Source organism: Serratia nematodiphila DZ0503SBS1 (genome assembly GCF_000738675.1).
Taxonomy (GTDB): domain Bacteria; phylum Pseudomonadota; class Gammaproteobacteria; order Enterobacterales; family Enterobacteriaceae; genus Serratia; species Serratia nematodiphila.
On sequence record NZ_JPUX01000002.1, the window covers coordinates 280,917 to 294,235 of the forward strand.

Here is a 13,319-nt window from a genome sequence, read left to right on the forward strand (position 1 = left end):
GCCTGCTATAAGCGTACCACAGAATAGGCCGCGCGAAAGCGGCAAAGGTCTTGATTTGTTTCCGCTGTTGACGCGTTATTTAGCCGCGTCGTGCCAGCGCTGCGCGGCCTCGCGATCGCTGTCGCGAGCGTCCACCCAACGATCGCCCTGGCCGGTCGCTTCGCGCTTCCAGAACGGCGCGCGGGTCTTCAGGTAGTCCATGATGAACTCGCTGGCGGCGAACGCCATGCCGCGGTGCGCGCCGGTCACGCCAACGAACACGATCTCGTCGCCGGGATACAACGCGCCGACGCGGTGGATCACCGTCACGCGCTGCAGCGGCCAGCGGCTGCGCGCCTCGGCCACGATCTCCGCCAGCGCCTTCTCGGTCATGCCGGGGTAGTGTTCCAGCGTCAGCGCGCTGACGTCGTCACCAAGGTTATGGTTGCGCACCTTGCCGGTGAAGGTCACCACCGCGCCGTCGGCGTCGCACTGCGCCAGCCACTGATACTCGTCGCCGACGTTGAACGGCGCTTCGCCCACGCGAATGCGGGTGTTTTCCATGCTTACCCCCCGGTGACCGGCGGGAAGAAGGCCACTTCATCGCCGGCGCGCAGCGGGTGATCCGCCGCCACCAGCGACTGATTGACCGCCGCCAGCAGCTTGCCGGACTCCAGCGCCAGCGCCCAGCGATCGCCGCGCGCGCACAGCGCCTGACGCAACGCCTCAACGGTGGGATAATCCGCCGGCATCGACAGCGCGCCGGTGCCCACCAGTTCGCGCACCTGCGCGAAGAAAAGAATATCGATCATGCGTTCACCTTAAAATCGCCGGATTTGCCGCCGCTTTTCGCCAGCAGGCGCACCGGGCCGATCACCATGTCTTTCTGTACCGCTTTGCACATGTCATAGATGGTCAATGCCGCCACCGAGGCGGCGGTCAGCGCCTCCATCTCGACGCCGGTTTTGCCGGTCAGCCGGCAGCAGGTTTCGATGCGCACCCGGCTGTGCTCCGTCTGCGCCTCCAGCTGCACTTCGACTTTGCTCAACATCAGCGGGTGGCACAGCGGGATCAGTTCCCAGGTGCGTTTGGCCGCCTGAATGCCGGCGATGCGCGCCGTGGCGAACACGTCGCCCTTGTGATGGCTGCCGTCGACGATCATCGCCAACGTGGCGGGCAGCATCTCGACGAAGGCTTCGGCGCGCGCCTCGCGCACCGTTTCGGCCTTGGCGGAAACGTCGACCATATGGGCTTCGCCGGCGGCGTTAATATGGGTTAGCTGTGTCATGACTCAGGGCTTCTTCAAATGGGGTTGGAAGTTGCACGGGCGATGGCGCGCGTCCAACTGCTCTTCGATAATCCGCTCCCAGGCGGTGCGGCAGGCGCGGGTGGAGCCCGGCATGGCGAAAATCACCGTGCGGTTGGCCAGGCCGGCCAGCGCGCGCGACTGGATCGTCGCGGTGCCGATCTCTTCGTACGACACCATGCGGAACAGTTCGCCAAACCCTTCCACCTCTCTGTCAAACAGCGGCAACAGCGCTTCCGGCGTGTTGTCGCGCGCGGTAAAACCGGTGCCGCCGGTGATCAGCACCGCCTGCACGTTGTCATCGGCAATCCACGCGGAAACCCGCGCGCGGATCTGGTAAATGTCATCTTTGACGATGGCGCGATCCACCACCTGATGGCCGGCTTCCCGCGCCGCGTCCTGCAGATATTGGCCGGAGGTGTCTTCCGCCTCGCCGCGGCTGTCGGACACGGTCAGGATGGCGATATGCGCCGGAATAAACTCGCTGCTCGCATGGCTCATGGTTCAATAAGCTCCTATTGGCTGTCAGCCGCCGATAAACGACAGGTTCTGGGTGATCCCGCTGTTGCCCTGATGCAGGAAATGGGTCTGCTTCTTGCTCAGCAGCCCGCTCTGGATGCGCGCCTTCAGCGCGTCGAGCTGGCCGTCGTCCGCCAGCAGATCGCGCAGGGGCACCCCCTGCTCGCCGAACAGGCACAGGTGCAGATTGCCGATGGAAGAAACGCGCAGCCGGTTGCAGCTGGCGCAGAAGTCTTTTTCATACGGCATGATAAGACCCACCTCACCCTGGTAGTCCGGGTGGCTGAACACCTGCGCCGGGCCGTCGCTGCGGCCGCGCGCCTGGCGCTGCCAGCCCTGCTGTTCCAGCTGCCGGCGAATCACTTCGCCGGAAACGTGGTGTTTGCGAAACAGCTCGCCGCCCTCGCCGGTTTCCATCAGTTCGATAAAACGCAGCTGGATCGGCCGATCCTTGATCCAGGCGAGAAAGGCGCCGAGCTGCTGGTGATTGACGTCGCGCATCAGCACGGCGTTGACCTTGACCTTGCTGAAACCGGCGCTGAAGGCGGCGTCGATGCCGTCCATCACCTGGCGGAACTTGTCCTGGCCGGTGATGGCGTGAAACTGACGGGGATCCAGGCTGTCGATGCTGACGTTGATCGCCGTCAGACCGGCCTCACGCCAGGCGGCGACGTCGCGCGCCAGACGGTAACCGTTGGTGGTGACCGCCAGCGTGCGGATGGCCGGGTTTTCCCGCACGGCGGCGATGATCTCGGTAAAATCACGGCGCAGCGAAGGCTCGCCGCCGGTCAGGCGCACCTTTTCGGTGCCCAGTTCGGCGAACGCGCGGCTGACGCGGCGGATTTCATCCAGCGACAGGAAGCTTTTCGGGCTGCCGCTCGGCTTGTAGCCATCGGGCAGACAATAGGTGCAACGAAAGTTGCACACGTCGGTGATCGACAAGCGCAGGTAATAGAACTTGCGCTCATAAGCATCAATGAGTTGCGGTACCATAACACCTTTCCAAAGTCGGGAGATGCGAGCGTTTCCCCTCTGCACCCTGGTGGCTGACTTCGCCACGGCCCAGGCGCCATATCGTTCCGGATGAACAACGTAGGCGCAGGGGCTAGGAGTTTGATTTCTCTTCCCGCTACCTTGAGTAGCCGGAATGAAACCGTGGTTTTCAGCAGAATTCTAGCGCTAATCGGCAACGATAGCCAACGCGTTAATTCGCTATATAATTGTCTATACAGCGTTTTTAGACGCCGTCTATTCGGGTAAACCATGATAAACATCGCTTGCGTGGACGAATTGACCAGAATCACGCAAATGACACTCTTTATCGCGTTTTTATGCCGGATCCGCTACCTTATGCCGGCAGTTCAGCCCCTTTGTAAGGAAATTTATGCGTAATCGTACCCTGGCCGATCTCGACCGCGTGGTGGCGTTGGGCGGCGGACACGGTCTGGGCCGTGTGATGTCGGCCCTGTCGTCCTTAGGCTCCCGCCTGACCGGCATCGTCACCACCACCGACAACGGCGGTTCCACCGGCCGCATCCGCCGTTCGGAAGGCGGCATTGCCTGGGGCGATACCCGCAACTGCCTCAACCAGCTGATCACCGAACCGAGCGTCGCCTCGGCGATGTTCGAATACCGTTTCAGCGGCAACGGTGAGCTGGCCGGCCATAACCTGGGCAACCTGATGCTGAAAGCGCTGGATCACCTGAGCGTGCGCCCGCTGGAAGCGATCAACCTGGTGCGCAGCTTGCTGAAGGTGGACGCGGCGCTGATCCCGATGTCGGAGCAGCCGGTGGATTTGATGGCGCACGATCACGAAGGCAATCACGTTTACGGTGAAGTGAATGTCGATCAACTGACTCTTATGCCGCAGGAGCTGATGCTGTCGCCCCCGGTCAACGCCACGCGCGAAGCGCTGGACGCCATCGCGCAAGCCGACGTGATCCTGATCGGGCCGGGCAGCTTCCTCACCAGCCTGATGCCGCTGCTGCTGCTGGACGATCTCACCCAGGCGCTGCGCCGCAGCAGCGCCAGCATGATCTATATCGGCAACCTCGGCCGCGAACTGAGCGTGGCCGCCGCGGCGCTGTCGTTAAAGGATAAGCTGACGCTGATGGAAGAGAAGATCGGCCGCCGGATGATCGATGCGCTGATTGTCGGCCCGGCGGTGGACACCAGTGAAGTGCAGGATCGGGTGGTGATTCAACAGCCGCTGGAAGCGAGCGACATCCCCTACCGCCACGATCGCCAGCTGCTGCGCCAGGCGCTGGATCACGCGCTGGTGGAGCTGGCCGCCCGCCGCTGACCGAATTTAGCCGTCGCGCTCGCGCAGCCAGGGATTATCGCTGGTCGGGGCGGGATGGCTGACCATATCGATATACAGCTCTTCCACCTCTTTGCGCGCCCAGGGCGTGCGACGCAAAAACTTCAGGCTGGACTTGATGCTCGGATCGCTGCGGAAGCAGTTAATGCGAATGCGCGCGCCCAGTTCGGACCAACCGTAGTGATCCACCAGTTTATTCAGCAGTTGCTCCAGCGTCACGCCGTGCAGCGGGTCTTTAGACTGGTGTTGGCTCATGTTCGGTACTCTTCGTGGTCAAATCGGGCCGCACACCATAACAGCTTTGACGCGGCCGACAAGGAATTTTGACGCCCACAGCGCGGGCGCCGTCCAACGGTCAGGAAATCGCGATGAACTGCTCGCGCAGCTGGTGGATTTCGTCGCGCAGCGCAGCCGCCTGCTCGAACTCCAGGTTTTGCGCATGGGTGTACATCTGCGCTTCCAGATCGCGGATTTTCTGATCCAGCGCTTTCGGCGTAAGGTTCTGCAGCTGAGCGCCGCTGTCCGCCGCCTTGCCCTTGCCTTTAGCCTTGGCGCGGTTGACCGGCTGGCCGATCTGCAGAATATCGCCGATCTTCTTGTTCAGCCCCTGCGGCACGATGCCGTTGGCTTCGTTATAGGCCTGCTGCTTGGCGCGGCGCCGCTCGGTTTCACCGATCGCCTTGGCCATCGAATCGGTGATGCGATCGCCATACAGGATCGCCTTGCCGTTCAGGTTACGCGCCGCGCGGCCGATGGTCTGGATCAGTGAACGCTCGGAACGCAGGAAACCTTCCTTGTCGGCGTCCAGAATCGCCACCAGCGACACCTCAGGCATGTCGAGGCCCTCACGCAGCAGGTTGATGCCCACCAGCACGTCAAACTCGCCCAGACGCAGGTCACGGATGATTTCGACCCGTTCCACGGTATCGATGTCCGAGTGCAGGTAGCGCACGCGCTCGCCATGCTCTTCCAGGTATTCGGTCAGGTCTTCCGCCATGCGTTTGGTCAGGGTGGTCACCAGCACGCGTTCGTTGATCGCCGCGCGCTTGCGGATCTCGGAGAGCAGATCGTCCACCTGAGTGGCGACCGGCCGCACTTCCACGATCGGATCCAGCAGTCCGGTCGGGCGCACCACCTGATCGATCAGATCGCCGCCGGATTTCTCCAGCTCATATTTGCCCGGCGTGGCGGAAACATAGATGGTCTGCGGCGCCAGCGCCTCGAACTCCTCGAAGCGCAGCGGGCGGTTGTCCAGCGCCGACGGCAGACGGAAGCCGTACTCCACCAGCGTTTCCTTGCGCGCGCGGTCGCCCTTGAACATCGCGCCGATCTGCGGAATGGTGACGTGGGATTCGTCGACCACCAGCAGGCCGTCCGCCGGCAGGTAGTCGAACAGCGTCGGCGGCGGCTCACCCTCGGCGCGCCCGGAAAGGTAGCGCGAGTAGTTTTCAATGCCCGAGCAGTAGCCCAGCTCGTTCATCATCTCCAGATCGAACTGGGTGCGCTGCGTCAGGCGTTGCTCTTCCAGCAGCTTGTTGTTGGCCAACAGCACCTTGCGGCGGTCCGCCAGATCGACCTTGATCTCTTCCATCGCCTGCATGATCCGCTCGCGCGGCGTCACGTAGTGCGACTTCGGGTAAATGGTAAAACGCGGCACCACCTGCTCAATCTGCCCGGTCAGCGGATCGAACAGCGACAGCCGTTCCACTTCTTCGTCGAACAGCTCGACGCGCAGCGCCAGCTCGTCCGATTCCGCCGGGAAGATGTCGATCACCTCGCCGCGCACGCGGAAGGTGGCGCGCTGGAAAGCCTGATCGTTACGGGAATACTGCAGCTCCGCCAGGCGGCGCAAAATGGAGCGCTGATCGATAATCATCCCCTGGGTCAGGTGCAGCATCATCTTCAGGTAAAGATCCGGATCGCCCAGACCGTAGATCGCCGACACCGACGCCACCACCACCACATCGCGCCGCTCCAGCAACGCCTTGGTGGCGGAAAGACGCATCTGTTCGATGTGCTCGTTCACCGAAGCGTCTTTTTCAATGAAGGTGTCGGAGCTGGGCACGTAGGCTTCCGGCTGGTAGTAGTCGTAGTAGGAGACGAAGTATTCCACCGCATTCTCAGGGAAAAACGCTTTCATCTCGCCGTACAGCTGCGCCGCCAGCGTCTTGTTCGGCGCCAGCACCATGGTCGGCCGATTCAGATCGGCTATCACGTTGGCGATGGTGAACGTTTTGCCCGAACCGGTGACCCCCAGCAGCGTCTGGTGCGCCAGGCCGTCTTCCAGCCCCTCTTCCAGCTTGCGGATGGCTTCCGGCTGATCGCCGGCCGGTTTGAACTCGGAATGCAGTTTGAAAAGTTTACTCATTGCTCGGCTACCCTGTGGAGATGCGCGCGCTCAGGCGGCCAGCCGGCTCTGCGCCGGATATGGCCCCTAATTATGGAAAGTGTCGGCGATTTGCGCCAGTGCCCATGATACTGGATATAAAACCAGCTTCAAGCGGATTCGTCGCTGCGCCCGGCACGGCGGCGATGCCGTTGCACCGTGAGGTTACAGCCGGGTGACATTTTTATTGTCAATAACAGATTTATCCCCAGAACTTGCCGCGAATTAACTTATTGATAGCACCGCGTCGAAAAATCATACATAGAGACCTGATCAATACCCTTGTGTCTTGATTTTAATTAATCTATTGATATATAAGATATTTAATAAAAAGACGAGAATGCGGGCAAAGCGAACAGAACCCGCGTCGGCTCTCGCTTTACAGCGTTTTTCTAAATCTAATGCACAAGGTTATCCACAGGAATAGTGGATAACTCTCACCGCCCCGCCCGGGGCGGGAGTTACAGAAAGAAAGCTTTTCGCCCTTTACACTCGCCAAAATGGCTTTTTTAGTTATTTTTTCATAAAAATATCGCTTTGTTTATGCCGATTAATACTAAAAATCCCCATTGCTAAAATCGCATTGCCCCCTTTCTCGCGGATCGCGCTTGACGGCGGCGCAATGCCTTGCACCATGCCCTCACCGCAGAGCACCACAAGAGTGCAAAAAACGTCCGGGTTAACTTCCCGGCGTATTTTCAGGCCGCCGCGGCAGAGCGCGTCAGGCCTGATTAGCGGTTAACAAGACGATAACAACCTCCCGTTTTCACCCGGCGACAAAATTGGCCTGGGAGTTGCTTTATCTTCCTGCGTATCAATGCGGTGCGGCGGCGTGATGCGCTGCCAGCCGCAGCGTGTACGCCTCGCGGTGCTATCGCCTGTAAAAGCGCAAGAACGACACCAAGTCGTCACAAGCGTCGTTTTTAACGACATATTGACTGTCATTCCGTCCACCGCAGACCTTGCTCTGGCTCATCGGACGGACGGCATCTTGTTCCAGACATTGCCACACTCGGGAAATTCGCCGCGCATGCGGCCTTTGCTGTCCCCCGCCAACGAGTGAAACGAGCGTCTATGAGGAGAATGCCAAATGCTGAGCCTGAGATCGGTCAATCAATTCTACGGTCAAAACCACACCCTGTGGGACATCAACCTGGAGCTGCCGCGCGGCCAGTGCACCGTGCTGCTCGGGCGCAACGGCGTGGGCAAGACCACGCTGGTCAACTGCATCATGGGGCATTTGCCGGTAGTGAGCGGCAGCATGACCTGGCAGCCGGCAGATCAGCCGCCGCAAAACCTGCTGCTGCAACCGATGGAGCGCCGCGCCGCACTCGGCATCAGCCACGTCCCGCAAGGGCGGCAACTCTTCTCGCAGCTGAGCGTGGAAGAGAATCTGCAGGTGGCGCAGATGGCCGTGCGCGGCGCCCCTCGCCGCATTCCGCCGCTGATCTACAGCCTGTTTCCCAATTTGCGCCAGATGCGTACCCGCCGCGCCGGCGATCTGTGCGAAGGCGCCCAACGCCAGTTGGCGATCGGCCGTGCGCTGGCGCAGGAACCGGCACTGCTGATCCTCGACGAACCGACGGCGGGCATGCCACCTTCGATCGCCGCCGACATCGGCAACGTGATCCGCAGGCTCAACTTTGAGTTGGGCATGACCATTTTGCTGGTAGAGCATCAGCTGCCGTTCGTGCGCCGGGTGGCGGACCGCTTTTGTCTGCTCGATAGCGGGCGCACCGTGGCGCACGGCGCGCTGACGCAGCTGGATGAGGCGCTGATCGGCGCCGGGCTGGCGGAACAGAACGGAGGATGAGGGAGCGAGGCTCCCTCATTGAGAGTTTATAACAGGCTGATATCCAGATACTGCCCCAACGGCGCTCGTTCGGCCTGCGGCAGGTGCGGGATTTCGCCTAGCAGCGGCGCCGGCAGCATGCGGCGCAGCGTGGCCAGGTATTCCTGATGCCGCCGCCCCGGCGGCGCCACGTCGTTGGCGATCCAACCGGCCAACGTCAGCCCCGCCTGTTGCACCGCCTGCGCCGTCAACACCGCATGGTTGATACAGCCCAGTTTGATGCCCACCACCAGGATCACCGGCAGTTGCTCCTGCTGCACCCAGTCGGCGAAGGTGTACTGCGCCGACAGCGGAGTAAACCACCCGCCGGCGCCCTCGACCAATACCCAGTCGGCGCGCTGTTCCAGCCGGCGCAGGCCGTCGGACAGCCGCGCCGCGTCGATCGGCCGGCCTTCATCGGCGCTGACGATATGCGGCGAGGTCGGTTCGGCAAACACGTAAGGGTTCACTTCGTCGTACCCCAGCGCCACGCCGCTGTTGGCCTGCAGCGCCAGCGCGTCGCCGTTGCGCAGCCCCTCGGCGGTCATCTCGCTGCCCGAGGCCACCGGCTTATAGCCGGCGCTGCGGTAGCCCGCCAGATTGGCGGCCTGCAGCAAGGCGCTGCTGGCGACGGTTTTCCCCACTTCGGTGTCGGTGCCGGTCACGAACCAACGTTTAATCACGATAAATCACTCCATAAGCCAGATGATAGCTGAGCGGGAACTGCCCCTGCCGGCACGGGTAAGCCGCCTGCAGCGCGGCGAGGCGGCCGCGCGACATCAGGCCGCCCTCGCGTCCCTGGTGCAGATGCGTCGCCCCGATGCCCTTGAGCGAACGCATCAGCGTCATCACGTCCGGGTAATTCAGGGTGCGCAGCTCCGTCACCAGCTCGTGTCGATAGTCGGCGCAGGCGGCGCGGATCTGCGCCAGCGGCAGGAAGGCGTTCACATGACGTTCGCCGTCCACCTGTTGCCAGGCGTCCCCCAATTCCTGCAGCGAGCCCGCCGCCAGCGTGGAGAACAGGATCACACCGCCGGGCCGGGTGACGCGATACAGCTCCGCCAACGCGGCGGGCAGATCGCTGCACCACTGCACCACCAGGCTGCTGAAACAGATGTCCATCGCCGCGTCGGGCAACGGCACCTGCTCGATATCGCCCAGCAGATAATGGTGCGCCGCCTGTTGCTGGCGGGCGAATGCCAACATCCCCGGCGCCAGATCGAGCGCCGTCACCTGCTTGCCGCGCTCGCGCCACAGACGGCTGAAATAGCCGGTGCCGCAGCCGGCATCCAGCAGCCGTTCGCCCGGGTGGGAACTCCCCATCCCCAGTAAGCGCTCGCCAACATCACGCTGCAGCGCGGCGGCGGCGTCGTAGCTGCCGGCCGCGCGGCTGAAGGCCGAGGCGACCGCCTGTTTGTTCACTGTGTCATTGGCTGACGTCATGCAATACCTCCAGCAGGCGATCGATATCCTGCGGCTGGTGCGCCGCCGTCAGGGTAATGCGCAGCCGCGCGCCGCCCGGCGGTACCGTCGGCGGACGGATGGCGCTCACCCACAGGCCGCGATCGCGCAGACGGGTCGCCAGATCGAGCGCACGCTGATTGTCCCCCACCAGCAGCGGCTGGATGGCGGTGTCGGAATCCGTCAGGGTCAGCGCCAGCGGCGCCGCGCCCTGGCGGAAACGCCGGATGTTGTCCTGCAGCCGGGCGCGCAGTTCATCGCCCTCTCGAATGCAGGCCAGCGCCGCCTGCAGCGCGCAGGCCTGCGCCGGCGGCATCGCGGTGCTGTAGATCAGATGGCGAGCGAACTGCAGCAGATATTCGGCGGTCGCCTCATCGCACAGCACCGCCGCGCCACTGACGCCGAACGCCTTGCCGAAGGTCGCCACCAGCAGTTCAGGACGCACGCCCTGCTGCCAGCAGCTGCCGCGGCCTTGCTCGCCGCGCACGCCGACGCCGTGGGCATCGTCCACCATCAGCCAGGCGCCCGCCGCGCGGGTTAAGCGATGCAGCTCCGCCAACGGTGCGCCGTCGCCGTCCATGCTGAACACCCCTTCGGTCACCGCCAGCCGCTGCCCGTCGCAGGGTTTGGCCAGCAGATCCGCCAGCGCCTGCGGCTGGTTGTGCTGGAAGCGACGCAGCTCGGCCGGCGACTGAGCCGCCGCCTCCAGCAGCGAGGCATGGCTGAGGCGATCGGCCAAAATGCGATCGCCCTTTTGCATCAACGCCGCCAGCACCGCCTGGTTGGCGGCGTAGCCGGAGATGAACAGCAGCGCGCGCGGATAGCCGAGCCACGCCGCCAGTTGCTCCTCCAGCGCCTGATGCGCCGCGCTAAAGCCGGTGACGTGGCCCGAACCGCCGCTGCCGACGCCGTAACGCTGCGCGCCCTGCTGCCAGGCGGCGATCACCCGCGCATCCTGGCTCAGCCCCAGGTAGTCGTTACCGGAGAAGTTCAGGTAGAGACGATCGCCGAGCCGGATCTGGCGGCCGTTGCCGCCCTCGGTGGTCTGTCGCCGGCGGTAGGCGGCGTTCAAACGCCGCTCCGCCAGCGCCTGCTCGATGCGTTGTGGCCAGCTCATCACGGCGCCGCGTTGTAAAACTCGGCGGTATCGGCGTTCAGCAGTTGCTTGGCCAGCACCTGCTGTTGCTGGTTGTCGCCGTGTTCGGTTGCGGTCTGCTGCGGGTTGAGCCCCAGCTTGCGGAACAGCTGCAGGTCTTTGTCTTCTTCCGGATTCGGCGTGGTCAGCAGCTTGCAGCCGTAGAAGATGGAGTTGGCGCCGGCCATGAAGCACATCGCCTGCGTCTGTTCGTTCATCTGTTCGCGGCCGGCGGAGAGACGGACATAAGAGGCCGGCATCATGATGCGCGCCACCGCGATAGTGCGGATGAAATCAAACGGATCGACGTCATCGTTATCCGCCAGCGGCGTGCCTTTCACCTTCACCAACATGTTGATCGGCACGCTCTCCGGCGGTTTCGGCAGGTTGGCCAGCTGCACCAGCAGCCCCGCGCGGTCGCGCACCGTTTCACCCAGCCCGACGATGCCGCCGGAGCACACTTTGATGCCAGCGTCGCGCACCTTGTCGAGCGTATCCAGGCGTTCCTGGTAGCTGCGGGTAGTGATGATGCTGCCGTAGAACTCCGGCGAGGTGTCGAGGTTATGGTTGTAGTAATCCAGCCCGGCCTCCGCCAACCGCTCGGCCTGAGTACCGTCAAGCGTGCCCAGCGTCATGCAGGTTTCCATGCCCATCGCTTTCACGCCCTGCACCATCTGCTGCAGATAAGGCATATCGCGCTCGTGCGGGTTCTTCCACGCCGCGCCCATGCAAAAACGGGTCGAGCCGTTCGCTTTAGCTTTGCGCGCCGATTCCAGTACCTGCTCGACCTGCATCAACCGCTCCGACTCCAGGCCGGTCTTGTAGCGTGAGCTCTGCGGGCAGTATTTACAGTCTTCCGGGCAAGCGCCGGTTTTGATCGACAGCAGTGTGCTGACCTGCACCTGACGCGGGTCGAAGTGCTGACGGTGTACGGTTTGCGCTTCGAACAGCAGTTCCAGCAGCGGTTTATCAAACAGGGCCTGGGCTTGCCCTACTGTCCAGTGAATGCGGTCGGCCATCATGGCGTCTCCAAAACGAAAAAGTGTCGCCAGTTTAAATATTGCGGATATACTGTCAACCAATCTTAATTCAATTTGGTTTACAAGCATGTCTGTCACCGCTTCCGACCTGGCGTTTGACCAACGTCATATCTGGCACCCCTACACCTCCATGAGCCGCCCGTTGCCCTGTTACCCGATCGAGTCGGCCAGCGGCGTCGAGCTGCAGCTGGCGGATGGCCGGCGCCTGGTGGACGGCATGTCCTCCTGGTGGGCGGCGATCCACGGTTACAACCATCCGAGTCTGAATCAGGCCGCCAGCCAGCAGTTGGAGAAGATGTCGCACGTGATGTTCGGCGGCATCACCCATCCGGCCGCCATCTCGCTGTGCCGTCGGCTGGTGGAAATGACGCCGGAAGCGCTGCAGTGCGTGTTCCTGGCAGATTCCGGTTCGGTGGCGGTGGAAGTGTCACTGAAGATGGCGCTGCAGTACTGGCAGGCGCGCGGCGAGCGCCGGCAGCGCATCCTCACTCTGCGCCACGGCTATCACGGCGATACCTTCGGCGCGATGTCGGTCTGCGATCCGGACAACTCGATGCACAGCCTCTATCAGGGCTATCTGGCGCCGCACCTGTTCGCCACCGCGCCGCAGTGCCGCTTCGACGAGGAATGGCGCGAAGAAGACATTGCGCCGTTCGCCGCGCTGCTGGAGCAGCACGCCGGTGAAGTAGCGGCGGTGATCCTGGAGCCGGTGGTGCAAGGCGCCGGCGGCATGCGCATCTACCACCCAACCTACCTCAAGCGGGTGCGCGAGCTGTGCGACCGCCATCAGGTGCTGCTGATCGCCGACGAGATCGCCACCGGCTTCGGCCGCACCGGCAAGCTGTTCGCCTGCGAACACGCGCAGGTGGTGCCGGACATTCTCTGTCTGGGCAAGGCGCTGACCGGCGGTTACATGACCCTTTCCGCCACCCTGACCACCCGCCACGTGGCGGAGACCATCAGCAACGGCGCGGCCGGCTGCTTTATGCACGGGCCGACCTTTATGGGCAACCCGCTGGCCTGCGCCGTGGCGGACGCCAGCCTGGCGCTGCTGGCGGAAAATCGCTGGCAGGCGCAGGTGAGCGCCATCGAGGCCCAGCTGAAGCAAGAACTGCTGCCGTTGGCGGCGCTGCCGAAGGTGGCGGACGTGCGGGTGCTGGGGGCGATTGGGGTGGTGGAGATGCGCGAACCGGTGGATGTCGCCGAGCTGCAGCGCGGGTTCGTCGAGCGCGGGGTATGGATCCGGCCGTTCGGCAAGCTGATTTACCTGATGCCGCCTTACATCATCGAAGCGGACCAGCTCAGCCGCCTGACCGCCGCCGTGGCTGCCGCCGCGCGTTAA

General features: G+C 63.0%; 15 protein-coding genes and 1 riboswitch. Of the genes, 3 read left to right on the plus strand and 12 right to left on the minus strand.

Features of this window, described 5'->3' with window-relative positions; all coding sequences use genetic code 11:
- Positions 1 to 75 precede the first annotated feature (75 nt).
- The 5 genes from moaE to moaA all read right to left on the minus strand — a co-directional run bounded on the left by moaE (position 76) and on the right by moaA (position 2,797).
- Positions 76 to 543, minus strand: coding sequence for a molybdopterin synthase catalytic subunit MoaE (gene moaE / locus JL05_RS21950; protein WP_033633871.1), 468 nt, complete (start codon positions 541 to 543; stop codon positions 76 to 78).
- A 2-nt stretch (positions 544 to 545) separates the two neighbouring features.
- Positions 546 to 791, minus strand: coding sequence for a molybdopterin synthase sulfur carrier subunit (moaD, locus tag JL05_RS21955; RefSeq protein ID WP_004939768.1), 246 nt, complete (start codon positions 789 to 791; stop codon positions 546 to 548).
- Positions 788 to 1,267, minus strand: coding sequence for a cyclic pyranopterin monophosphate synthase MoaC (moaC, locus tag JL05_RS21960; protein WP_004939770.1), 480 nt, complete (start codon positions 1,265 to 1,267; stop codon positions 788 to 790). The genes moaD and moaC overlap by 4 nt, the downstream gene beginning before the upstream one ends.
- A gap of 3 nt (positions 1,268 to 1,270) precedes the next feature.
- Positions 1,271 to 1,786: a molybdenum cofactor biosynthesis protein B gene (moaB, locus tag JL05_RS21965; protein WP_033633872.1), complete on the minus strand. Its 516-nt coding sequence runs from the start codon at positions 1,784 to 1,786 to the stop codon at positions 1,271 to 1,273.
- Positions 1,787 to 1,810: 24 nt separating this feature from the next.
- Positions 1,811 to 2,797, minus strand: coding sequence for a GTP 3',8-cyclase MoaA (moaA, locus tag JL05_RS21970; RefSeq protein ID WP_033633873.1), 987 nt, complete (start codon positions 2,795 to 2,797; stop codon positions 1,811 to 1,813).
- Positions 2,784 to 2,928, minus strand: a riboswitch (molybdenum cofactor riboswitch). Its footprint overlaps the gene before it by 14 nt.
- 260 nt (positions 2,929 to 3,188) lie before the next feature.
- Between moaA and JL05_RS21975 the strand changes: the two genes are divergently transcribed.
- Positions 3,189 to 4,106, plus strand: coding sequence for a gluconeogenesis factor YvcK family protein (locus tag JL05_RS21975; protein WP_004939781.1), 918 nt, complete (start codon positions 3,189 to 3,191; stop codon positions 4,104 to 4,106).
- Between the two features lie 6 nt (positions 4,107 to 4,112).
- On the opposite strand, the gene JL05_RS21980 is transcribed toward JL05_RS21975, so the two are convergent.
- The 3 genes from JL05_RS21980 to JL05_RS25860 form a co-directional block, all read right to left on the minus strand.
- Positions 4,113 to 4,379 (minus strand): VF530 family protein, encoded by a 267-nt coding sequence (locus tag JL05_RS21980; protein ID WP_033633874.1) that lies wholly within the window; start codon positions 4,377 to 4,379, stop codon positions 4,113 to 4,115.
- Positions 4,380 to 4,479: 100 nt separating this feature from the next.
- Positions 4,480 to 6,492 (minus strand): excinuclease ABC subunit UvrB, encoded by a 2,013-nt coding sequence (gene uvrB, locus JL05_RS21985; RefSeq protein WP_033633875.1) that lies wholly within the window; start codon positions 6,490 to 6,492, stop codon positions 4,480 to 4,482.
- A gap of 531 nt (positions 6,493 to 7,023) precedes the next feature.
- On the minus strand, positions 7,024 to 7,146 hold the full coding sequence (locus tag JL05_RS25860; RefSeq protein ID WP_254901096.1) for a hypothetical protein: 123 nt from the start codon (positions 7,144 to 7,146) through the stop codon (positions 7,024 to 7,026).
- A 454-nt stretch (positions 7,147 to 7,600) separates the two neighbouring features.
- Between JL05_RS25860 and JL05_RS21990 the strand changes: the two genes are divergently transcribed.
- Entirely contained in the window at positions 7,601 to 8,323 is a 723-nt protein-coding gene (locus JL05_RS21990) for an ATP-binding cassette domain-containing protein (protein ID WP_033633877.1), read from the plus strand.
- 26 nt (positions 8,324 to 8,349) lie between these two features.
- Here JL05_RS21990 and bioD read toward each other — a convergent pair whose 3' ends face one another.
- From bioD to bioB, 4 genes are read right to left on the minus strand one after another with little or no spacing between them, the layout of a single operon-like run.
- On the minus strand, positions 8,350 to 9,024 hold the full coding sequence (gene bioD / locus JL05_RS21995) for a dethiobiotin synthase (protein ID WP_021504003.1): 675 nt from the start codon (positions 9,022 to 9,024) through the stop codon (positions 8,350 to 8,352).
- The gene (gene bioC / locus JL05_RS22000) at positions 9,017 to 9,784 is read right to left on the minus strand and encodes a malonyl-ACP O-methyltransferase BioC (protein WP_015377013.1); all 768 of its coding nucleotides are present in this window, start codon (positions 9,782 to 9,784) and stop codon (positions 9,017 to 9,019) included. The genes bioD and bioC overlap by 8 nt, the downstream gene beginning before the upstream one ends.
- Positions 9,768 to 10,919: an 8-amino-7-oxononanoate synthase gene (bioF, locus tag JL05_RS22005; protein ID WP_033633878.1), complete on the minus strand. Its 1,152-nt coding sequence runs from the start codon at positions 10,917 to 10,919 to the stop codon at positions 9,768 to 9,770. The genes bioC and bioF overlap by 17 nt, the downstream gene beginning before the upstream one ends.
- On the minus strand, positions 10,919 to 11,956 hold the full coding sequence (gene bioB / locus JL05_RS22010; RefSeq protein ID WP_025160023.1) for a biotin synthase BioB: 1,038 nt from the start codon (positions 11,954 to 11,956) through the stop codon (positions 10,919 to 10,921). The genes bioF and bioB overlap by 1 nt, the downstream gene beginning before the upstream one ends.
- Before the next feature lie 88 nt (positions 11,957 to 12,044).
- Between bioB and bioA the strand changes: the two genes are divergently transcribed.
- A complete protein-coding gene (gene bioA / locus JL05_RS22015; protein ID WP_033633879.1) occupies positions 12,045 to 13,319 on the plus strand; it encodes an adenosylmethionine--8-amino-7-oxononanoate transaminase in 1,275 nt (424 codons plus the stop codon).